At 55.8% G+C, this 20,769-nt stretch carries 24 protein-coding genes and 1 pseudogene; 17 read left to right on the plus strand and 8 right to left on the minus strand.

Annotation, left to right across the window (positions count from 1 at the left end; genetic code table 11):
* Nucleotides 1-9 precede the first annotated feature (9 nt).
* Nucleotides 10-219 (minus strand): hypothetical protein, encoded by a 210-nt coding sequence (locus tag ACL9RI_RS17150; RefSeq protein WP_422727719.1) that lies wholly within the window; start codon nucleotides 217-219, stop codon nucleotides 10-12.
* A 281-nt stretch (nucleotides 220-500) separates the two neighbouring features.
* Between ACL9RI_RS17150 and ACL9RI_RS17155 the strand changes: the two genes are divergently transcribed.
* From ACL9RI_RS17155 to ACL9RI_RS17165, 3 genes are all read left to right on the plus strand, one after another.
* Nucleotides 501-869, plus strand: coding sequence for a hypothetical protein (locus tag ACL9RI_RS17155; RefSeq protein WP_422727720.1), 369 nt, complete (start codon nucleotides 501-503; stop codon nucleotides 867-869).
* A 246-nt stretch (nucleotides 870-1,115) separates the two neighbouring features.
* On the plus strand, nucleotides 1,116-1,376 hold the full coding sequence (locus ACL9RI_RS17160) for a hypothetical protein (protein WP_422727721.1): 261 nt from the start codon (nucleotides 1,116-1,118) through the stop codon (nucleotides 1,374-1,376).
* On the plus strand, nucleotides 1,376-1,747 hold the full coding sequence (locus ACL9RI_RS17165) for a type II toxin-antitoxin system PemK/MazF family toxin (RefSeq protein WP_422727722.1): 372 nt from the start codon (nucleotides 1,376-1,378) through the stop codon (nucleotides 1,745-1,747). The genes ACL9RI_RS17160 and ACL9RI_RS17165 overlap by 1 nt, the downstream gene beginning before the upstream one ends.
* A 595-nt stretch (nucleotides 1,748-2,342) precedes the next feature.
* On the opposite strand, the gene ACL9RI_RS17170 is transcribed toward ACL9RI_RS17165, so the two are convergent.
* On the minus strand, nucleotides 2,343-2,582 hold the full coding sequence (locus tag ACL9RI_RS17170) for a hypothetical protein (RefSeq protein ID WP_183677975.1): 240 nt from the start codon (nucleotides 2,580-2,582) through the stop codon (nucleotides 2,343-2,345).
* Between the two features lie 210 nt (nucleotides 2,583-2,792).
* Here ACL9RI_RS17170 and ACL9RI_RS17175 point away from each other — a divergent pair, with 210 nt between their 5' ends.
* From ACL9RI_RS17175 to ACL9RI_RS17215, 9 genes and pseudogenes are all read left to right on the plus strand, one after another.
* Nucleotides 2,793-4,193, plus strand: a complete 1,401-nt coding sequence (locus ACL9RI_RS17175) for a PLP-dependent aminotransferase family protein (RefSeq protein WP_422727723.1) — start codon at nucleotides 2,793-2,795, stop codon at nucleotides 4,191-4,193.
* 825 nt (nucleotides 4,194-5,018) lie between these two features.
* Nucleotides 5,019-5,303, plus strand: coding sequence for a hypothetical protein (locus ACL9RI_RS17180; RefSeq protein WP_422727724.1), 285 nt, complete (start codon nucleotides 5,019-5,021; stop codon nucleotides 5,301-5,303).
* Nucleotides 5,296-5,880, plus strand: a complete 585-nt coding sequence (locus tag ACL9RI_RS17185; RefSeq protein ID WP_422727725.1) for a toxin-antitoxin system HicB family antitoxin — start codon at nucleotides 5,296-5,298, stop codon at nucleotides 5,878-5,880. The genes ACL9RI_RS17180 and ACL9RI_RS17185 overlap by 8 nt, the downstream gene beginning before the upstream one ends.
* Before the next feature lie 3 nt (nucleotides 5,881-5,883).
* A complete protein-coding gene (locus tag ACL9RI_RS17190) occupies nucleotides 5,884-6,177 on the plus strand; it encodes a hypothetical protein (protein ID WP_422727726.1) in 294 nt (97 codons plus the stop codon).
* 732 nt (nucleotides 6,178-6,909) lie between these two features.
* Nucleotides 6,910-8,225, plus strand: a pseudogene (locus ACL9RI_RS17195) (serine hydrolase domain-containing protein).
* A 278-nt stretch (nucleotides 8,226-8,503) separates the two neighbouring features.
* Nucleotides 8,504-8,839, plus strand: a complete 336-nt coding sequence (locus ACL9RI_RS17200) for a hypothetical protein (protein WP_422727727.1) — start codon at nucleotides 8,504-8,506, stop codon at nucleotides 8,837-8,839.
* Nucleotides 8,840-9,124, plus strand: a complete 285-nt coding sequence (locus ACL9RI_RS17205) for a DUF3892 domain-containing protein (RefSeq protein WP_422727728.1) — start codon at nucleotides 8,840-8,842, stop codon at nucleotides 9,122-9,124.
* Between the two features lie 9 nt (nucleotides 9,125-9,133).
* A complete protein-coding gene (locus tag ACL9RI_RS17210) occupies nucleotides 9,134-9,331 on the plus strand; it encodes an ECs_2282 family putative zinc-binding protein (RefSeq protein WP_422727729.1) in 198 nt (65 codons plus the stop codon).
* A gap of 1,017 nt (nucleotides 9,332-10,348) precedes the next feature.
* Entirely contained in the window at nucleotides 10,349-11,134 is a 786-nt protein-coding gene (locus tag ACL9RI_RS17215) for a hypothetical protein (protein ID WP_422727730.1), read from the plus strand.
* 512 nt (nucleotides 11,135-11,646) lie between these two features.
* Here the strand turns inward: ACL9RI_RS17215 and ACL9RI_RS17220 are convergent.
* The 6 genes from ACL9RI_RS17220 to ACL9RI_RS17245 form a co-directional block, all read right to left on the minus strand.
* Complete coding sequence (locus ACL9RI_RS17220; RefSeq protein ID WP_422727731.1) at nucleotides 11,647-12,333, minus strand: hypothetical protein; 687 nt, start codon at nucleotides 12,331-12,333, stop codon at nucleotides 11,647-11,649.
* A 304-nt stretch (nucleotides 12,334-12,637) separates the two neighbouring features.
* On the minus strand, nucleotides 12,638-13,276 hold the full coding sequence (locus ACL9RI_RS17225) for an SOS response-associated peptidase (RefSeq protein WP_422727732.1): 639 nt from the start codon (nucleotides 13,274-13,276) through the stop codon (nucleotides 12,638-12,640).
* Between the two features lie 10 nt (nucleotides 13,277-13,286).
* On the minus strand, nucleotides 13,287-13,628 hold the full coding sequence (locus tag ACL9RI_RS17230) for a hypothetical protein (RefSeq protein WP_422727733.1): 342 nt from the start codon (nucleotides 13,626-13,628) through the stop codon (nucleotides 13,287-13,289).
* A gap of 501 nt (nucleotides 13,629-14,129) precedes the next feature.
* Nucleotides 14,130-14,345, minus strand: coding sequence for a hypothetical protein (locus ACL9RI_RS17235; RefSeq protein ID WP_422727734.1), 216 nt, complete (start codon nucleotides 14,343-14,345; stop codon nucleotides 14,130-14,132).
* Complete coding sequence (locus ACL9RI_RS17240; RefSeq protein ID WP_422727735.1) at nucleotides 14,345-15,409, minus strand: phage portal protein; 1,065 nt, start codon at nucleotides 15,407-15,409, stop codon at nucleotides 14,345-14,347. Before ACL9RI_RS17240 ends, ACL9RI_RS17235 begins: the two co-directional genes overlap by 1 nt.
* Entirely contained in the window at nucleotides 15,406-17,322 is a 1,917-nt protein-coding gene (locus ACL9RI_RS17245) for a terminase ATPase subunit family protein (protein WP_422727736.1), read from the minus strand. The genes ACL9RI_RS17240 and ACL9RI_RS17245 overlap by 4 nt, the downstream gene beginning before the upstream one ends.
* A 30-nt stretch (nucleotides 17,323-17,352) precedes the next feature.
* Between ACL9RI_RS17245 and ACL9RI_RS17250 the strand changes: the two genes are divergently transcribed.
* The 5 genes from ACL9RI_RS17250 to ACL9RI_RS17270 all read left to right on the plus strand — a co-directional run bounded on the left by ACL9RI_RS17250 (nucleotide 17,353) and on the right by ACL9RI_RS17270 (nucleotide 20,753).
* Entirely contained in the window at nucleotides 17,353-18,144 is a 792-nt protein-coding gene (locus ACL9RI_RS17250; RefSeq protein ID WP_422727737.1) for a GPO family capsid scaffolding protein, read from the plus strand.
* A 49-nt stretch (nucleotides 18,145-18,193) separates the two neighbouring features.
* Nucleotides 18,194-19,213: a phage major capsid protein, P2 family gene (locus ACL9RI_RS17255; RefSeq protein ID WP_422727738.1), complete on the plus strand. Its 1,020-nt coding sequence runs from the start codon at nucleotides 18,194-18,196 to the stop codon at nucleotides 19,211-19,213.
* Nucleotides 19,213-19,929, plus strand: coding sequence for a phage terminase small subunit (gpM, locus tag ACL9RI_RS17260; RefSeq protein WP_422727739.1), 717 nt, complete (start codon nucleotides 19,213-19,215; stop codon nucleotides 19,927-19,929). The genes ACL9RI_RS17255 and gpM overlap by 1 nt, the downstream gene beginning before the upstream one ends.
* Nucleotides 19,930-20,034: 105 nt before the next feature.
* On the plus strand, nucleotides 20,035-20,538 hold the full coding sequence (locus ACL9RI_RS17265; protein ID WP_422727740.1) for a head completion/stabilization protein: 504 nt from the start codon (nucleotides 20,035-20,037) through the stop codon (nucleotides 20,536-20,538).
* The gene (locus ACL9RI_RS17270) at nucleotides 20,538-20,753 is read left to right on the plus strand and encodes a tail protein X (RefSeq protein WP_422727741.1); all 216 of its coding nucleotides are present in this window, start codon (nucleotides 20,538-20,540) and stop codon (nucleotides 20,751-20,753) included. The genes ACL9RI_RS17265 and ACL9RI_RS17270 overlap by 1 nt, the downstream gene beginning before the upstream one ends.
* Nucleotides 20,754-20,769 lie beyond the last annotated feature (16 nt).

Below are 20,769 nucleotides of genomic sequence, written 5' to 3' on the forward strand. Positions count from 1 at the left end.
GAGGCTGCCTTACCAGTGCGGTTCCAGATCAGGGTAATGCCGCAAGATGGGCCGGAACAGATGCTCGTCGCACGCCGCCATCATGGGCCCCATGTGCTTGTCAAACTCTTTCCGCTCAGACTCGGGGCTGATTTCCTGCACCTTGTGGATGATGACGTTCAGCTGCGCGCTTAACTTGAGCACTTCCTGCATTAATTCAGTGGCGATTTGGCGGTCCATGGATGTGCCTTGATTAGCGTTGTGGGGTTTGTCATGCAGTGTTGCATGAGGATTCGGGACCTCGATTAATATTCTTGCCAGACGCTGGGAGATTGCTCTTAGCGATATTGCATTTATCGTAGCATGGCTGGAATGCTTGCTGCCAGCGCCTGCGGTCGATGGGACCATCTTGCGCAGGCGCAGCCTGACCTTGGTTTTGTGACAGATAAAAGATCACTGGCACACAACTTAAAAATAATTCAATATTACTATTGAAATTAACTTTTTCACCATGATGTGTGATGAGTATTGATGAGCCGGAACCCGTCCGGACCAATACCTTTTCAGGAGGCCCAATGGCCGATCATCGCACCACTCCGCTCCAGAAGAGCGATCTACAGTTCCGATACCCAGCCGGCGCTACTGGCAACGACAATCCTGCCTTGCGCGGCACGCCAGATAACGTGTTGCTGAACCGAGGGGAATGGTATGAAGTACTGTACTTCATCAATAAATTCGCAAACGAATACGGCACAGGCAGCGCCTTGGTGGCGAAGAAAGCGGAACGGCTGATACAGCGCTATCTGCCATCGGATCAGCGAAGCCAGGCTCATGTCATCGCATGGTTGCTCAGCAACTGGGAAAAGCATGGCGAGGCGCCGATTATTTGAGTCAGTGATGTCGAGATGCTTAATGAATGATGCTGGCTTTTGATGATGGCAGATTTCACATTCGGTAAAGACGGCACTCGTAGGCGCGGACCTGCCATCATTTTTACTTATCCCCACGTTGTTGGCGCTATTTCAAGATCGCATCATCAAGCGCATTACGCACGGCCTGCAACAAGCGTATCTACACCGTTGACACACTGAGGTTTCGTACATACATTGTATACACTTGCCCAGACGGAGATGATCATGATCAATCAGACAGCAGTAGACGCAACGGTGAGCCAATGGGGCAACGGCTTGGCCGTCCGGCTCAACAAGTTGATTGCTAAAACAGCTGGTATCACCGAGGGAACGCAAGTTCGCATTACCGCCGAGCAAGGCCGGATTGTGGTGGAAAAAGTCGTCGCCCCAAGTCTCAATCTAGACGAAATGCTAACTTCTTTTGATCCCGTTCGCCACCATGGTGAAGCGATGGCATTTGCGCCGGTTGGCAAAGAGATCATCTGATGATCGCGACTGCTGCAGGATGGGTACCTGAAAGAGCAGAGATCATCTATATTCAGCACAGCCCCCATGCTGGTGTGGAAATGCCGGGCATACACCCGATGTTGGTCTCGTCTACGCGCGCCTTCAATGAGCGCACCGGTATCGTTATCGGCTTCCCCATGACGCATGCCGAGTTCAACAAGGACAATCCTTTTGCCGTGACAGTCAAAGGACCAAACGAAGAAGTCGCCTACATCCTGGCCTTCCAGCCAAAGTCGTTCGACTGGCGAGAACGTAAAGCTGGCCCACATCAATGGGGCGGCCCTCATAGTGCCGTGCTTGAGGAGGCGCTCGATATCATGGGGGTGATTTGCGGGATGGCGCGCGGGTAGTGAGGGTTGGGGGGCTAATTGCAACAGACTGAGGCACAGGGTGCTAGTCTGTCATTTATATATTGGGCCCCAGGTATGGATAAGCATGACTATAGGTATGCCTGATAACATTTAAGCGCCCGCCTGCGGCAGCGGTGGAGGTTAAGAATGACGTTGGCCTGAATGGCAGATCTAACCATGCAATTGGTTCGCGCAGGAACAGTCGCCATTGCTGACATTACCTAAGCAAATTAGGCATCATCAGTTAACCGATGGCAGAAATCATCTTCCGTCGATTAATCAAAGTGCAGATTTTTCGCACTACCTAAATTTTTAGGCGGCATCCTCGTAATTTCCCTCTGCGAGGACGAGATGCAATTCATGAGCCTGGAGATTTTGCTCAGCTTCGCACAACATGAAAATACCTGAGTTTTCCACAAGGAAAATTTGCTGTCAGCTGTCGGCCCAAAGCGGGCATCTACCCGCCGCTTAATCGTCCCGCAGTGATGGCTATGCTATTTGCCAAAGCGAACCCTGCCCCGCCTGCCGATGCTGCCCGAGCCGCATCAGGTAATTGCCGCCGCATCAACGGATAGCGGCCGGCCATTCCTCGCCATCATGAAAAGGCCACTTCCAGACCGAGCATCCTGACAAGGTCGTAGGTGACGAACCCCAGGCCCACCAGCAATAGCACGAAGATGGCGACCGCCTTGCCGGTCGCGCGCAGCACCTCGCGCCGCTCCTGCTGCCGCCCCTTCTTCCCTTGATCGTAATGCCACTTGATGGCAAAGAACATGCCTGTGCAGAGCACGAGCGCCTTGAATGTCACGAAGACTATCGGGATCCAGTCCATGATGTTGAGTATTTCCAGTCTATTACTTGACGCTATCTATTGTGAGAAGCACTTCCTCAAAACGCTGCTTCAGCAGCGACATTTTTTGTTCCAGCCCCCTCCCCCTCCAGGCATGCTATTTCAATCTTTCATTATAGCTAGCCATGCAAAGATGCTGTTGCTGCAGGTTCTGATGCATACTACTTGAAAACAATTTCCATACATTGAGACAAAATGTCCCAGTTAAAAACCATACAAGATGAACATTTTCCCATCTGGCTGCCACGCCTGGCCGGCAACAAGGGGCCACGTTTCTTGCAGATTGCCGATGCCTTGCAGGCGGCGGTGGCAAACGGATCGTTGAAACCAGGTGACCGCCTGCCCCCGCAGCGCCACCTGGCAGCCCAGCTGGATGTCGACCTGACGACGATCACGCGCGCCTACGACGAAGCCCGGCGCCGCAACTTGCTGGAGGGCCGCGGCGCCCGGGGTACGTATGTCGCGGCGCCGAAAGTGGAATTGAACGCCATCCTCGACCTGAGCATGAATACCCCGCCGCCACCGGCTGGCGTGGACTTCGACGACATGTTGAAACAAGGTTTGTCCCAAGTATTGATGCGGGCAGATACCGAATTGCTGATGACTTACCACCTGGGCGGGGGAAGCGACTCCGACCGCAAGGCTGGCGCCACATGGCTGGCGCCGATGTTTGGACCTCTCGATCCGGGGCAGTTGCTTGTCTGTCCCGGTGCGCAAGCGGCGATCGCCGCACTGATCCTGGCGCTGACGCAGCCTGGCGATGTCATCCTGGCAGAGCCGGCCAGTTATCCAGGCTTGCGTACCGCAGCGGCCCAGTTCGGCCGGCGCCTGATTGCAGTGGCAGCAGACCAGCACGGGATGCTGCCCGAGATGCTGGAGGCTGCCTGCCGCCAGCACCAGCCCGGGCTGGTCTACCTGAATCCGACCTTGCAGAACCCGACCGCCATCACCATGCCGGAACGCCGGCGCAAGCAGCTCGCCGGCATCGCGCAGCGCTGCCATGTACGCATCGTCGAAGACGATCCCTACTGGCTGCTTGCCGACGCCCCGCCGCCGCCGATTGCCACCTTTGCCCCGCAACAGGTGGCCTACATCTCGACCCTGTCGAAATGCCTGACACCCGGCCTGCGCGTCGCCTTCGTGCTGATACGCGACCCGATCGAGCGCGAACGTTTCCTGGTCGCGCTACGATCATTTGCGCTGATGGCCGCGCCCCTGACAGCCGCACTGGCCACGCAGTGGATACTCGACGGTTCGGCTGGCGGCTTGATGGAAGGCATACGCAAGGAAGCCCGCCTGCGCCACCGCATGGCCCGCGACATCCTGGCGGGGCGCTACAGCGGCTCCGGCGACGGCCTGCATGTATGGCTCGAGTTGCCGGCGTACTGGAACTCCTCGCAACTTGCCCACGCCGCCGCCAGCTACGGCATCGCCGTCACGCCGGCGGAGGCATTCGCCACTGGCAGCTCCTCGGTGAATGCGATTCGGATTTCTTTGGGCTGTATCAAGGACCGGGGGCGCTTGCGGGCGGGGTTGCAACGGGTGTCTGAGTTGCTTGGGCAGAGGCCGGAGGGGGTTGGGGGGGCGGTGGTTTAGATGTCCTGAAACCCGAATTACCTCAGGTCTGACATTCAGACACGGACTCAACTGAGCCCCCCCCACCTGTTGAGTCGAAGAACTATCTGCGTGAGTATGCCAACGATAAAGTTAAGGAAGGGCTTGTGTTTGAATGGCAGAACTGCCCTTGACACCCTGACATGCCGTAATTCGTCCGGCTCTTCGGGCGACCAAAAATCCAATGCGCACAGCCAAGGCTGGGTAAATTCCACCACCTGCCCTTTTCGTTATTTACTCGTTCCAAGTCCACCAGGGGTAAACTTGCTTTTATTGGCCCATATGATGTGGGTATCGAGCAACTCCATTTCAGGGCCATCACTGTCTAGTTGCTTGACGCGTGCGACCTTTAACCGGCGACGCAGCCCCTGATCGGTCAAGCCCATTATCATCAGCGACCTATAGTGCCTTACGGTGCATAGGTCATTCAGCATGCTCCGCCCGACGGCTACGCCAGTCTTCCACGTCTTGGTCGCCTTTATTCCCATAACGACAACACCAAATAACTGTATATAAAGATAGTATCCTCACAGAGCTTGAAAACCCAAAGACGAGGTTTGCAACTAGAAGAGGACGCCTTGCTCTGTAGGTGCGATCAGCACTGGGTGAGCGACTGACGCCGTCCCCTACGACAGGTGACAATTGGATACATTTCCACTTGTCAATATTGCATATAATCGCCACATTAGGTGAATTTGTAAATTTAACTCAAGTCTACAGATAGTTGAGCGCCTCATGCCTGGGCAAGAGCAATATTGCGCTTGCAATCCCATGGATTGACCATACAATGATATCATCGGTAATATCGTGGATCTAAAAAAACTAGCCAAAATCAAAATTGAACTGAAAAATTTGCTAAATAAGCAACATAGCATTAAGCCATCTGAGTTGCAGTCCATTGCAAAGCAACTGGGAAGAAGTATGGTGGATCGAGGCAAGGAGCCTAATTATGAAAAAAAGGATCCACCTCCATTCCCGTACCCGTTGAGTATACCTAACCATAAGCCAACTCTTAAAGCTGGCACTGCCAAAAGCGTCATAGGCACTCTTTTTGATGACGCCGATATTTGGGAGTTATATTTAAATGAATAAAACACAAAGCACTAATCCGCCGCCAACAATAATAGATTCATTAATTGCGCAAGCGCAAAAAATTTTACAAGATAATTATTCACGCCGATTAATACCTGAGGAAGAAGGTGGTTACTCTGCAAGCATCATGGAATTTCCAGGATTGGTAGCAGAGGGCGACTCTGCTGATGAAGCTCTGCAAAATCTTAATCTCGCAGCGGAATCATGGATCGTGGCACACTTGGCGAATGGTGAATCCGTCCGCCCCCCCGTTGACTTCATTGGCGCCAGCGGCAAGATTGCCCTACGCATCCCTCGTGGGTTGCATAAACAAGTTTGTGAATTAGCTGAGCTAGAGGATGCTAGCATCAATCAACTTCTAACTTTCGCAATTGCCGAATACGTTGGACGAACGACTACTTTAAAAACTTTGGAAGCTACTATTCTTGAACGTTTAAATACGCCGCCAACTGTGTTAAACGCCTATATTAATTTTAGCACTGATTTTAACCAACTTAAATCTGTAATTGCTCCCCCACTACCCAAAATGAATTTTCTAGATTCGTTTATGCCGTTAGTGACTAACGTAAAAGGGTAAAAAATGGCTGAACCAATTCATCACATGCTGACACACCAAGAGTTGACTGAGCTGCTCATCAAGCATTACGATATCAACGAGGGATTCTGGGCAATCGCAATCGAGTTCCGTATGGGAGCAACTTTGGCCGGGCCCAACGAGAAGGAGCGCATTCCGTCCGCCATGGTCGGAATTGGAGGTATAGGGATACAATCCGCTGGCGCTGAGTCACCCATTGCCGTTGACGCGGCTAAAATAAACCCAAGTCCCAATGCTTCCCCAAAGAAACCTTCAAAACCTCGCAAAACATCAGGTTGAAGCTAGATTAAGTATCTCCCACTAGGCCCGCCTCGTGCGGGACTTTTTACGTCTATCAGCAGCCCACAGCCGCCACCTCAAGTTCATTCTCATAGTTGCGCACTCGCGACCGGCCACGCATCAGCACCAAGATAATTTACGGCATTAAGCTGCCGCTGCGCACAACCAGGTAACACTCCCGCCTTGCCACTCATCAAAATCAGGGTCTGAGTATCTCGCGCCGCCGTGTTCAGAAGGAACCCGCTGACGAGATCAGTAGTAGCACCTCCTTCGAAGCCACCAGCCCCGGTCGGGGCGGCAGGCCCACCACTTACACAGAGGGCTGGCTTGTAGATCTGTTAAACAGCAGCAAGCCGAACGCGCACATCATTGATTTCTTCATCCTAGACTTTCGTGATGACCAGTTGGAGCGAGGACCAGCTCCGTCTTTCGTAAACGAACTCATGCGTTGTGTAACATACAAACCAGCTCAGTCGAAAACCTGATTAGAATCACGAAGCGCGCAGTGCCAGTAATTGAGCGATTCGGAGAGGCTAGCGTCAATAGGCGCAAGACCTTCGAATCTCGCACGCAGGGTGTGCAGGTATACGGCTCGCTTCCTCCAGGAAATAAAAGCAGCTGCTCAGGGATGCGGGGGGCAGTTTGAGGTAGTTGGGGTTTTCAGGACATTTAAGTAAGCACACGACAAACACTCGGTAAGATTCGCCCACTCAACTAATGAAAGGGAAACTTATGCGCATTCGTCCATGGCTATTGCCAGTCCATGCTTCAGGCCGCGCGCTACGCCTGGGAGTCTTGCTGGCGGTGGCAGCAGGTAGCGGCACCGTCCACGCGGGCGAGTCCGATATCGCCGGGCGTATCGCCGGGGTGCTGCGACAGCGGGTGGATATTGCAGGCGAGCCAGCGCAGACCTTCGATATCCAGCAGCGCCTGCGCCGCTATAATGTCTCCAGCGTCAGCGTGGCGGTAATTCGTGACGGCAAGATCGCCTGGGCCGGTGTCTACCGGCAACCGTCCGCACCTGCGGCCGACACCGACACGCTGTATCAGGCGGGGTCCATCAGCAAGGGTGTGACCGACGTACTGGCGCAGCGGCTGGCGGCCAGCAACAAGCTCCAACTCGATAGTCCGGTGGACGCCTGCCTGCGGCCGTGGACCCTGCCCGCCGGACAGCAAAGCCCCGAGCATCCGGTGACCTTGCGCAATTTGCTCGACCACACCGCAGGGGCAACCGTATCCGGCTTCCCCGGCTATCCACCGTCGCAACCGATCCCTACGGACCTTCAGGTAACCAAGGGCGAACCGCCGTCGCTCACGCCAGCGGTCACCATCCAGACCATCCCGGGCGCAGCCCATGCGTATTCCGGTGGCGGCTACACCATCGCCCAAGTTGCCATGCAACAATGCTTGCACACGCCTTTTGCGGAGTTGATGCGCCAGCAAGTATGCAACCGCTGCAGATGCGGCGCAGCACATTCGCGCAGCCATTGCCGGCGGCAGAACACAACCGCGCGCGCGGCCATTACGCCGACGGCAGCGAAGTCGAAGGCGGTGCCTTCGTCTATCCCGAACTGGCGGCCGCCGGCCTGTGGACCACGGCCAGCGACCTGACGCGCTTCGCCATCGGTGTCCAGCAGTCGTGGAAAACTGGCACGGCCTTTCTGAGCACCGCCGAGGCGCGTGATCTGCTGACGCTGGCGCTGAACAATTATGCGCAGTTCGTGGTCGGCGATGGCGAGCACGAACGCTTCATGCATTCCGGCGGCAACACCGGCTTCAAGAGCAACTACGCGATGTATCTCAACAGCGGCAACGGTGTAGTAGTCATGACCGACGGTGACAACGGTAGCTATCTTGGCGGCGAGATCGTCAAGGCGGTGGCGCCATCTACGACTGGCCGGACTTCAAACCTCGCCTGGCCCAGACTGCGCCGCTGGACCTGGCAACGGCCACACGCTACGTCGGCACCTACCAGCTCGATAACTTCGAAGGCCGTTTCGCCAACCGCTACGAACTACGCTTCGACGGCAAGGACTGGACGATGTTGATGCCAGACATCGGCGCCACCCGACTGGTGCCGACTGGCAAAACCAGCCTGGTGTCTCCCGAGACTGGCGACATTCTTGAACTGACGCAGGATGGCGTGCAGGACGTTTTGTTAATCGGGGGGCGTAAGGCTCGTCGTCGTACGGGGAGTTGAATCAAGGATGCGAGGGGCAGCCCTGCCTTTCGGATACGGGTTCATACGTTCTCCGCCGTACAAGCTAGCTCAGTCGAAAACCTGAAGTGATCGACGATGCTTGCGAGATTATCTGCGGTCAGTACGATGTTGATCGCCAGATCGAGCACCTCTTCAAATCCAGTGATCATCCGCATGTTCGGCAAGGTGTTAGCCGACAGCTTGAAGTGCTTGACTGCCGCGCACCAACTCAATGCCATTGTGGGACTTGTTCTGGCGCATGGCATCGCCTTTCAGGTAGCTGTAGTTTTAGGTACCAGCCGGGCGGCGACGCTGGCGGTATATGCCGAGCAGAGCCTCAACGGATGCTTAACGGCTGCAATAACAAGCGCTGGAATACTTCACGCCGGTGACAATCAGATAGAGTTACAGGAAAATAAACCTATAACATTACCGTTCCAACAATCAAGAAAGGGGCCCTGAATGTCAGAACATCGAATCTCTTGCATTAACAAGTCCAATAGGACGAGTGCGCACGAACGGATCCAAAGTATCGGCGGCATTAATCCGGACGGAACCGCGTGGAAACTGTCCGTTTCGCAAGCCATTGCCGATATCGAGGCAGGCAAATACAGTTTTTATGTCTCTGCCAATGGCCAAAGTGTTCGCGTGATTGTTGCCATCAGTGCTGCTGGCAACAAATACCTCAAGACTCAGAATGATGGAGAGCAACCCAACAATCTGCTAAGCCTGCCGGAATGTCCATAAGAGCGCCTGATGGAATCAAACCTTACGTTTACTTGCGCCAGCTGCGGCAGCGGCAAGTTCGAGATACCCAGCGATCCACGGCCCGATGACATGGTTACCTGCACCGGCTGCGGTGGTGCCGCTCGATACTCCGACCTCCAAGCGAGCGCCGTCAAGCAAGCCAAGGAATTTGTCCAAAAATCTCTGAACGGTCTTTTCAGGAAGTAATCCAATTTGCTGAGTAAGTGCGGCTAAGGGAGGCGAGGGCCAGTTCCGCCATTCAGACACGAGCTCATGAGTCGTGGGACGTAAAAGCCAGCTCAGTCGAAACCCTAATTAGAACCACGAAGCGCGCCGCAGGCGCGCAAAGCTGCCGCGCAGCGGCAGCAGGTGGGCGATTCGGGGCGGGCTGGGCCGGTAGGCCCAGCCCTTCGAATCTCACACGCAGGGCGCGCAGGCGCCCTGCTCGCTTCCGACAGGCAATAAAAAACCGCCCGAAGGCGGTTTCTTTATTTCCTGGCGGAAGCGGTGAGATTCGAACTCACGAACAGTTTAACCCGTCGCTAGTTTTCAAGTCTTCTAAATACTTCATACACTTCAACGGCCTACGTGTAATTTCGTTCCGCACGTAATGTTTTTCTACCACCGTGCAACATGCTGTTTTCACCGCCCCACAACGGCGATGCGGAAACGTTTTTTTCGAGGAAGAGTGGTCAGTACAGCCAACGCTTAGCCGTTAGATCGACCAGGTTCGCAACATCTATCATGCGGGCTCGATTCCCGCCGCCTCCATCACCAAATTGTTTAGAATCAATTAGTTAGCAATAAGAAGGCTGTCATTATTTGGGTTGTTTTTGGGCTGTTTTAGCCTAGGAATGACAACAAAATGACAGCCTTTTTCTATCTGTAGACCCCATGCCATAGACTAGAGCGCCGCACTTTGATCATGGCGCCAAGCTACACGCCAATGATGCAGCTGTGCATCTCCCCTATGCATGATATAAGCTAATTTAACAAGGCCACGCTATAAGTTACGCTATTTAGTATCCGACGTACAAAAAATGCCTTCTGAAGATGTTTTTTTACCTGATGGCAAACAAATCAATAATCCTTCATCGGATATTAACTCACGCGAACGGGCGCTTAAAAAGAGAATAATGGAATAATTCTTTGTTTGGCGGCAATATGAAATTGCGTCAATCTCAATCTAGCATTACAATTTATCTTTGCTAATTCGGAGAGAAAATGAACGATCTAATTAACGGTATAAAAGCGCAGCTTTACGATAGGCTAAGTAGTCCATTGCTATTCACGTTTGCTTTTTCGCTATTAGCTTGGAATTACCGTGCAGTTTTAATTTTCTTATCTTCCCTCACTCCATCGGACAAATTTTTGGCGCTCGACCTACTCAGTCTGTCCTGGAATAATGAGACGTTTTACTGGCCATCCCACCTTATTTTTTTCCCGCTCGCCACATCCGCAATTTATATTTTTGCATTGCCTTGGGTGGAAAAAATAGTTTTCGAATATTCGCTAATGAGGAAAAGAGATCTAAAAATATCCAGGCAAAAAATAGAGGATAAAACACCAGTTTCCACCGAGGAGGCACGAGAATTACGAAGTCTCGGCGAGGTCGCATACAAGGAATACGACGCTGTTATTAAAAGTAGGCAAGAGGAAATCGCAAGACTAAAGATTGAAGTAGATGATCTGAAAGAGAAACTAAAAAGTCTTTCTCCGTCCTCGACAAATGCCGACACACACTCGAAGGATCTCCAAGAATCACAGATAGCTTTGTTGCGAAAAATCGACGAATTTGGAGGTGATAATATCTCGAAAAACTCTATTTTTAAACGGGTATCTGTTCCTCGCCTGAAAATTCAATATGATATTGACGAGCTTGTTAGAAGAGATTTCATTTCTGAGCACGACGCCGATGACGACGATAACGATACTACATATAGTGCCGTTAGTCTAACGGTGGCCGGACGTCGTTTTCTTATTGAGAACTTATCAGCGGATTTGATTTAGTTCAGCTCGCTCCTCAATTACATCACAACCTGCTATTTATGTCAGACAGACAGAGATATGCATGGGGAGGTACTTCTCAGGGGATGCGAGGGCCGGATGCGAGGGCCAGTTCTGCCTTTCGGACACGGGCTGATGCATTGGGGATGTAGAAGCCAACTCAGTCGAAACCTGATTAGAACCACGAAGCGCGCCGCAGGCGCGCATAGCTGCCGCGCAGCGGCAGCAGTTGGGCGATTCGGGGAGGGCTGGGCCGGTAGGCCCAGCCCTTCGAATCTCACACGCAGGGCGCGCAGGCGCCCTGCGTGTAAGATTCGAATAACTAGTCTTTATGGGGCCTATAGGGTCAAAATAACAGCCATACCTACCAATCTACCTACGCATGAAAATTAGTATAAAAAAGTCTTTGCGTACAGGCAATCCGTCAGCTAAATGACCGAAAAGACACCCTTAATTTACAGGTGCCAAAGAACTGGATAGTACAATTTTAGCGAGTCTTTGCTGAGTACTATGGGCTATGGAGTGCCTCCAAATCCAATGATAAGCTTTCCGCCTTCATACACAATTGCTCCAACAGCAATGAAATCGCTCGCAGTGCTAACTTTTGCCGCCATTGCCTGCGCTTTGTTCAAAAGCGCTCCAAACTTGCTGATTTCGGGTGAGTCTTGGTTCTCCTGCAATATGTTCCGGTGCTCGTACAAATCTGCGGTCATTTGCTTGAGAGCATCTCTTAATGCTTGTGGACCTCTGATTGGGTAGCGAGCTAAGCCCTCACGCAACAAAGCTATGTGATTTTTGACAATTTGCAAAAGTGGGGGAGGTAGAGCAGACGACTCGATCGACTCTTGCAGTTGGGCAAGCAATCTGTTCAACTCAACCAAGTCTTCGGCTTCAAATTCGCTTTCCACGGTTTCTAATGCCGGAACCATGTACCGAAATGGCGTCCTAACCTCTGCTAAGAGGTATGATTTTGCTTGATTAATATTCCCCCCCAACATCGCGGGTGAGATTGCACGCCGAGCAACCTGTATAGGTGTTGCGTAAAGATCGGCGCCATGGCTTCCGCCTGCGACCAGAGCTGCCTCCATCAGGTTTAATTCACAATTTAATACACAAAGGCGTTCGGCAACTCTAAATACTTGTTGGTGTGCATCCGCCTCGTCTATAGCAAATACTCTTAGCCATGCATCCAAAGCAGTCATGCCATCTGGGGAGCTCAGTATTGCCTCAAAGTGCCGGAGCAGACGCGATGCAGAATTGTAATGGTGAGGGATTGGCACTTGCTGTCCGTTCATTGTTAAAAATTCACTTTAAATCAAAGTAGAAATTAATTCAATTAGGAATGCATTAAGAGAATCACCGTAAACTGCTTTACTAAGTTAATGCCAAGCAGTCACTTAGCAGGCAGAGCCGGGGACAGGTCTGCCATTTGGTCATGGACTCATACTATGGGGAAAAAGTACCTTGGGTATGGGACAGACGGCGCCCAAGTGCCCAAGCAGGTGTTTATTTTTTCACACGCGGTGGAAGCGGATCAGCGACAGCTACGAGGCGTTCTGCTGGATACTGCTGGAACAAATCCTCTTCAGTCACAAGGGAACCATCGAGCCAGCCGTGATACTGGTCCGGGTCGAGGATCATCACCATACGCTTTTCATCATCCGGCTTGTGGAAACGCTGCATAAGCGGGTGGCCATCGGCGTTTATCGTCAGCATCGAGAACGACAACAGCAAATCTTGCGGCCGGAATTCCCATATTCCGGCGATGGCGGCCGGCCTTCCGTCGGCGCGCTCGATGCGCCAGCGGATTGGCTTCCCGGTTTCGTAGCAGGGTTCAAAGAAGTTATCTGCGGGGATAATGCAGAACTGTTTGCGCTTCCAGGCATTGCGGAAGGATGGCTTTTGCGCCACGGTTTCGGTGCGGGCGTTGTAGGTCTGGCGGGCCAGCTTCATATCGGCCCAATGGGGCACCATCCCGAAACATGCCGGCGCGACTTCCATTTCACCGGACGCGTCGTGCGACGCGCGAATGATCGGCGCCATGTATCCTGGCCAGGCTTGAGGCGGCAGGTCAAATTGCGGGGAGCGGACAGCAAAATGCTGTTCGATTTGATCGCTACGGCTGGGGGTATAGTCGGCGCACATGCAATTTATTCTACCTGCCTTCTGGAATTGGCGGCGGCTCCGTCCCAACAAAGCACAGCCAGGACTGCGCATAGTCGCAAAACTGCATATCGACCTTGCTGCGCTCAAACCCTGACAACACCATGCGCCCATCCCGATACCAAAGCAAATTTACATCGAAAAGTGTATCAACGTAGTTGCCGTGCTCTCCGTAAGTGAAACGGGCCAGCTTTACCAAACGGTGCAAGCCCTGGTCTGTGGTTTCAACGACTTCCAACCTGCCGGGCCGTGCCGAGTTATAGCGATCATGCAGCCGTCGCTTGGGCACCTCCACGCCAGCAAGGCGCATCTTTAACATTTTAACAATCATCATGCCACCTGAATAAAATACTGTACATTTATACAGTATATCAAGTGTTCTTGAGGTCGCAATACTCACCCATGATACGAGGGCACGCCGATGAATGACGCCCAGAATCAAGAGGCCAATACATTGGCCAGAACAGCGCCAGGACGCCGTGCAGCGCGAAAACAACACCGTTCCCACGGCGCAACACCTTTCGCACGAAAAACCGCTCAAAGTGCATCAAAATGCGTCAAATCGCACACCCCCTCTTCACCCCGCCGCGCCAGTCCTCATGCCCCTTCGGCCATGGCGCAAATTTGAGTCAAAAGACCCCTATATAGCGGGCAGGTGTGGAGCGGGGACAACTGCGCGCGCCGGGCCGAAATCATCATTTTTATTGCCCCTGAGACAACATCGATCATCAGGACGTGAAAAAGCCGCCTCATGGGCGGCTTGTGCGGTGGCTGGGGCAGTCTGGCGCGGCTGGGCTGTCGCGGCCCTGCCCTGCCAGCTAGCGCGGCGTGGCGGTCATCCTGTGCAGCCGGCGCGGGCCTTGGCCGCTTGCTCCTTATCGTAATCGTCGCGGCACTCCACGCCGCAGAACAGCATGGCCGGCGCCAGTGCTTCGTCGCAGAAATAGCAGCAGCCGTGCGCCACCAGGGCAGGACGGCTGCGCACGGCGGCCAGGCCGCGCTTTACCTCTGCAAAGATGATCTTGTCGGTGTTGTCTACGTGATCGCTCATTACGCGCCCTCCTTGGCCAGGCCCAGCTCATATGGCGCGAACTTCACCACTTCCACGCCGGCCCATTCATTGATGGCCAGGAACTGCGTCTGCAAGGGCACCAGCTCATTGCGGGCGAAGACGCGCGCGGCTGGTTCCACCGCGCCGAAGCCGCCTGCGTTGTTCGGCAAGATGCCCATCAGCTGCGGCGGCACGCGGTGCGCGGCCAGCTGGTCGTCACGCGTCACGCTCTTGATGTTGAAGAATTCGTCCTTGGCAGCCACGTCCGACACAGGCAGGATCTGGATACCGTCCTTCTTGCCATTCGGCGCGTACATGAAGAGGTTACGGAAATTGCCCGGTCCTTTGCTGTCGCGCATGGCCTGGCGCAAGTTGTCCACGTCCTGCGTGTTGGCGGCGGCATCGGTCATGTAGAACACGAAGCCCGCATGGGAGCCGTTCTTGTAATACTTGCGGCGGAACAGGGTGGCCGCCTCGTTGAGCCAGGCCGATTGCAAGGCACTCAGGTACTGCGGCACGCCGTATAGCTCCTGGTTCACGTCCGGTTCCATCAGGTGAAAGATGCGGCCCTTGTCGAATTCATGCACAGCCTGGTAGCCATTCACAAAGAAATATGTGTCCAGGTCGACACCGCGCCGCATGTACTTGCCCAGGGCGTGTTCAAACTTCAGTTTCACGCCGCTACGGCTGGGCCGGTCTTCCAGGTAGGCATTGCCAAACGTCAGATAGTCCAGCGCCATGCGCTTGAAAGCATCGCGCGACAGGTATTTGCTGGGGATCAGGGTAGACGCCAGCACGTTGGCCTTGAAGTGGATCGCGCTGCTGTGATGCACGCCGGCATTGAAGGACTTGGCCAGGCCGGCCAGATTGATGGGCGGCTCATACCAGTGCCCGTTCTTCCAGCATTCGAAGCAATCGAGAATATCGGCGTGCTCGAGCACGGGCGTCGGATCGCCGAAAGAAAACGCTTCGATGCCGGCGGCGCTGGCCGGCGCAGGCGCGGTGGCTGGTGGTGCGGGCTGGGCCTGGCGGCCACGCGCGCGCAAGTGTCGTGCTTTACTCAAGAATAAATCTCCATGAAAGATTGGTTGTTTTCGGTGGTGCCTTCGAATGGCTCATGATCGAGGGCGTGCATGCAGGCCCATGCCAGGTCGGCATGGCCGGTTTCTTCGCTGCGGCCGGCGACGTAGGTCACGTGCCGACCGCTGGGGGTAAGGGTCTTGCGGATCGCCATGAATGACTGCGCGATGTCGGTCCAGCCGGCATCAAATTCCAGCCGTCCCTTGCTGATGATGTTTTTGGCCTTCAAGACCATGCGCGTTTTGACTTCAGGCGAGTAGTTCAGCGCCGTGACGGCCGGGAAGAAGCCGCGCACGATGGGCAGCACGCCGATGCCCATGCCGGTGGTATCGATGCCGATGTATTCCACGTTGTAGCGCTGGGTCATCTGGCGGATGGCGTCGGCATGGTCCTTGAAGTCCTGGCCGCGCCACTGGTGCCGCTCCAGGATGCGGAACTTGCCGCCGGCCGTCATGGGCGGCGCCAGCACCACGCAGCCGGCGCTGTCGCCGTTCAAGGCCGGGTCGTAGCCGATCCACACAGGGCGGTTGCCGAACGGGCGCAAGCCCAGCAGCGGCTTGTAGTCGTCCCACTCCACCCAGGAATCGACCATGCAGCGCTGCAGCTCGTTCAAGGGGAAGACGGACGCCGAATCGTCGATGAAGTTGCACATCAGCAGGTTTTCGAACTGGTCCGGGCTGTATTCGAAGTTGCGCAGCTCGTCGATGTCGAACAGGTTGCAGCCGCCGCGCTCGGCGTCCAGGATCGTGACGATCTGGCGCCAGATTTTGTCCTCGCCCGTAAAGCCCGACGACAGGCGACCATGGCTCACGTCGATGTTGACCTGGTCCGCCTTGGCGCGGCGCTTGTTGAACAGCTCGCCCGTCCAGAATGGAAACGCCTGGTGCGTGGTGCTGGACGGCGTCGAGAAATACGTCTTGCGCCACTTCTTGTGGATGGCCATGCCCGAGGCCACCTTGTTGAGTTCCTGGAAATTCTGCGTCCAGAAAAACTCATCGAAATAGAAATTGCCGTGGTAGCCCTGCGCCGTGCGCGCATTGGTGCCCAGGAAGTACAGATGGGCGCCGTTCGGCAAGACGATGGGATCGCCCGTCAGATCGATGCCGGCCGCCTCGCGCGCGAATTGCACGATGTATTGCTTGAAGACGTGGGCCTGGCTCTTGGAAGCGGACAGGAAAATCTGGTTGCGCCCCGTCTGCATGGCGTCGGCCAGCGCTTCACGGGCGAAATACCAGGTGGCGCCGATCTGGCGCGACTTGAGAATGGCGCGCGTGCGCTGGTCGCCGTTGCGATACCAAACCTTCTGATAATCGAACAGCGAATCCTGGAAGGCGTCGAGCAGCTGGATTTTCTGTTCTTCGCTGAAGTCGTTGCGCGTCGGCTTTTTCTTCGGGCCTGCGTTGCGATTCGCCAGCTTGGGATTGAGATCGACCTCATTGCCGCCCGGTTGCTCGTAGCGGCGCACGCGCGCCATCTGCACGATGGTGCGCGCCAACAAGTCGATTTCCTTGAAATCGCTGCCGCTCTTGACTTCCTTTTCGATCAGCTTGACCAGGCGCAGCTCGGCCGACGCTTCGACATGCTCGATGGCTTGCGCCTTGTCCCATTCGTCGCGCTCTTTCCAGCTATTGATGGTGCTGCGCTTGATCCCCAGGTGCCGGGCGATGGACGAAATGCGCCAGCCCTTCCAGTACAGGCCGCGCGCAACGCGGCGCGGCTCGGTTTCCGGCACGGCCAGTTCGGCGATTTTTTCGGCCGTGATTTGTTCGCTTGTTTTCTCGATTGTCAGCATGCCGCCAGCGTAGGCGGTGCGCGCGCGCAACGGGTGCGTGCGCGAGTCACTACGGCGCATAGCAACCCGCGCGGCATTGAATGCAAGCGCCAAGACGTTGACCATGGCGCTATCCGATCAACCGAGAACGCCACCATGCCCCAATCGAAATTCTTTCGCGTCGCCACCGAAGGCGCCACCACGGACGGCCGCAACATCGACCGCGCCACCATCGAGCAAATCGCCGCCACCTACAACCCGAAGACCTATAGCGCCCGCATCTGGCTGGAACACATACGCGGCATCCTGCCCGACAGCCAATTCAAGGCCTATGGCGACGTGATCGCCGTCAAGGCTGAGGAAGTTGACACGGACAGCGGCAAGAAACTGGCCCTGTTCGCGCAAATCGAGCCCACGCCAGAACTGGTCGCCATCAACAAGGCCAAACAAAAGCTCTTCACCAGCCTGGAAATCCAGCCAGACTTTGCCGATTCGGCGCAGCCTTATCTGGTCGGCCTGGGCGTCACCGACAGCCCGGCCAGCCTGGGCACCGACGCGCTGAAATTTTCCAGCAACCGCAAACAGCAAAGCGGCAATCTGTTCTCGTCCGCCGTCGAGGTCGTGCTGGAATTCGACGAGCCGCAGCAAGGCGGCAAGCTCGCCGACGCGGTGAAAGGCTTGCTGGCGCGCTTCTCCACCAAGACCGGCAGCGATGCAGCGCAGTTTGCCGACATCACCGAAGCGGTGCAGGAGCTGGCCGGCCATGTCGTCACCGCCAGCGACAACTACGCCGCCGCAGTCAAGCGCATCGATGCAACGGAAAAGGCATTGAAAGCCACCCAGGACGAGCTGGCCACCTTCAAGGCGCAGATGGATGCAGAGCCAGGCAACGGCCCGCGCCGTCCGTCCGCCACCGGCAACGACGGCGCCGTGCAAACCGAGTTTTAAGCGGCTGCGCCCCTCAACAACACTCCCATCAACAACGGAATACCAAACCATGAAAAAGCAAACGCGCCAGGTCTTTAGCCAGTACGAAACCCGCCTGGGCCAACTGAACGACACGGACAACGTGGCCAAGACGTTCAGCGTCACGCCCAGCGTGCAACAAAAGCTGGAAACAAAGATGCAGGAATCGAGCGAATTCCTGTCGAAAGTGAACATCATCGGCGTGACCGAGCAGGAAGGTGAAAAGCTGGGCTTGGGCGTATCCGGCCCTATTGCCAGCCGTACCAACACCAACAGCAAAGACCGCGAAACGCGCGATCTGTCAACCCTGGACGGCACCAAATACCGCTGTGAGCAAACCAACTTCGATACGCACCTGAAATACGCCAAGCTGGACGCCTGGGCTAAGTTCCCCGACTTCCAATCGCGCGTGGCCAATGCCATCCTGACGCGCCAGGGACTGGATCGCATCGTTATCGGCTTTAACGGCGTGAAGGCCATGGCCGATACCGATCTGGATGCCAATCCCTTGCTGGAAGATGTGAACAAGGGCTGGCTGCAGCACTTGCGTGAACTGGCGCCCGAGCGCGTGCTGGGCTTGGTGGCCAGCGGTATGCCGGGCAAGGTCATCATCGGCGATGTGGCCGGCGCCGACTATGCCAACCTGGACGCGGCTGTGACGGACGCCGTCAATCTGCTGGACCCGTGGTATCAGGAAGATACCAATCTGGTAGCCATCGTCGGGCGCAAACTGTTGAACGACAAGTATTTCCCGCTGGTCAACACCAAGCAGGCACCCACAGAAACGCTGGCGGCCGACATCATCATCAGCCAGAAACGCATCGGTGGCTTGCCAGCCGCGCGCGTGCCCTTCTTCCCGGATAACGCCATCCTGATTACGCGTTTCGACAACCTGTCGATCTATTTCCAGGAAGGCGCGCGCCGCCGCCGCGTGGAAGACGTGCCAAAGCGCGACCGTATCGAGAACTACGAATCGTCCAATGACGCTTACGTGATCGAAGACCTGGGCCTGGCCGCCCTGGTGGAAAACATCGAGCTGAAAGACAAGTGATGGGCAATCAATCCCCTGCACTGCGCCACCGTGCGCGCATGCTGGCCGAGCGCACGGCCGGCGCCGCCGCGCCGCAGGGCGTGACCACCGGCACGGCCTACGAAATGATGCTCTACAAGCTGGCAGATGATCGCCGTCGCTTGAAGTCCATCCAGTCCGTGGAACGCAAGATCGAAGTCAAGGCTACCTTGCTGCCCGACTATGCGCAGTGGATCGACGGCGTGCTGGCTGGCGGCAAGGGTGCACAGGATGACGTGTTTGCCACCTTGCTGGTATGGCACATCGATACGGGCGAGTATGAACGCGCACTGGTCATGGCCGAATACGCGCTGGCGCACAAGTTCACCCTGCCCGATACCTACAGCCGCGACATCGCCACCCTGATGCTGGACGAGTTTGCCGAAGGCTATTTGCACGGCAAGCTGGCCAGCGATCCGCAGCACGCCACACAGGTGCTGGGCAAAGTCGAGCAATTGACGGCTAGCAACGATGCGCCAGACCAGGCGCGCGCCAAGCTGCACAAGGCTATCGGCCTGGCCATGATCGCCGTACTGGACCAGGCCGACGATACCGATATCGCCCCGGCGCTGGTCGGATCGGCAGAGCAAGCCATGGTGCACCTGAAACGCGCCCGCGCCCTGTCGGAATCGTGCGGCGTCAAGAAAGATATGGAACGGCTGGAACGGCGCATCAAGCGCGCGGTCGATTCCAAGTAAGAGCAGCCCCCGCAGCACGGCGGCACGGGGGGATTCTGGTCTATGCATCATCAACGATGCCGAGCAGATGAACCCCGTCCACCGCCCCACTTTTGAAAGCCACGCATGTCTTTTATGGCCCATCCCCCATTGCACCAGCAGGCGGCCACGCCAGCGCCGCCGGCGCCAGCCGCTGGCGTCATCGAGAACGATGGCTGGTTTCCCGATATTGCCCTGGCTGACATGCGCGACGCCATGCGCCTGGATGGCACCGTCACTGATGCGCGCTTGGTGCAAGCCGTGGTGGACGCCATCTTGCAAGTCAACCGCGAGCTGGCTAACTGGCAAAGCCAGCATGCGCAAGCGGGCATCGCCGCGCTGGTGGACGTTCCCGCCACGCGCATCAACCGTGAAAGCCGTCTGGTGGCGCAGTACCGGCGCGCCGTCTACAGCACGGCGAAAGCCGATCTGATCGAGCGCTACCGAGATTACGACAGCACTGCCACCTCATTGAGCGACAAGAAAACCATGGAGTGGCTGGACGAAGCGCCTGGCGCCCAGCGCCGCAATGCGCAATGGGCGATCGCCGACATGATCGGCCGCACGCACCTGACCGTAGAGCTGATCTGATGCAGGTACGCACCCAGCAGCACGATACGGTTGACGCGCTGATCTGGCGCTACCTGGGCGATGGCGCCGGCTACGTCGAGCAAACGCTGGAACTCAATCCCGGCCTGGCGCAGCACGGCGCCGTACTGCCATCTGGCCTGATCGTCACCCTGCCCGAACCGGCGCCTAACACCGCCGCCGTGGCCGCAGCCGATCTTGTGCAGTTATGGGATTAACGCTGGCATTCCCCCT

Origin of the sequence: Janthinobacterium sp. Mn2066 (genome assembly GCF_049319705.1) — a bacterium.
In the GTDB taxonomy this organism is placed as follows: domain Bacteria; phylum Pseudomonadota; class Gammaproteobacteria; order Burkholderiales; family Burkholderiaceae_D; genus Janthinobacterium.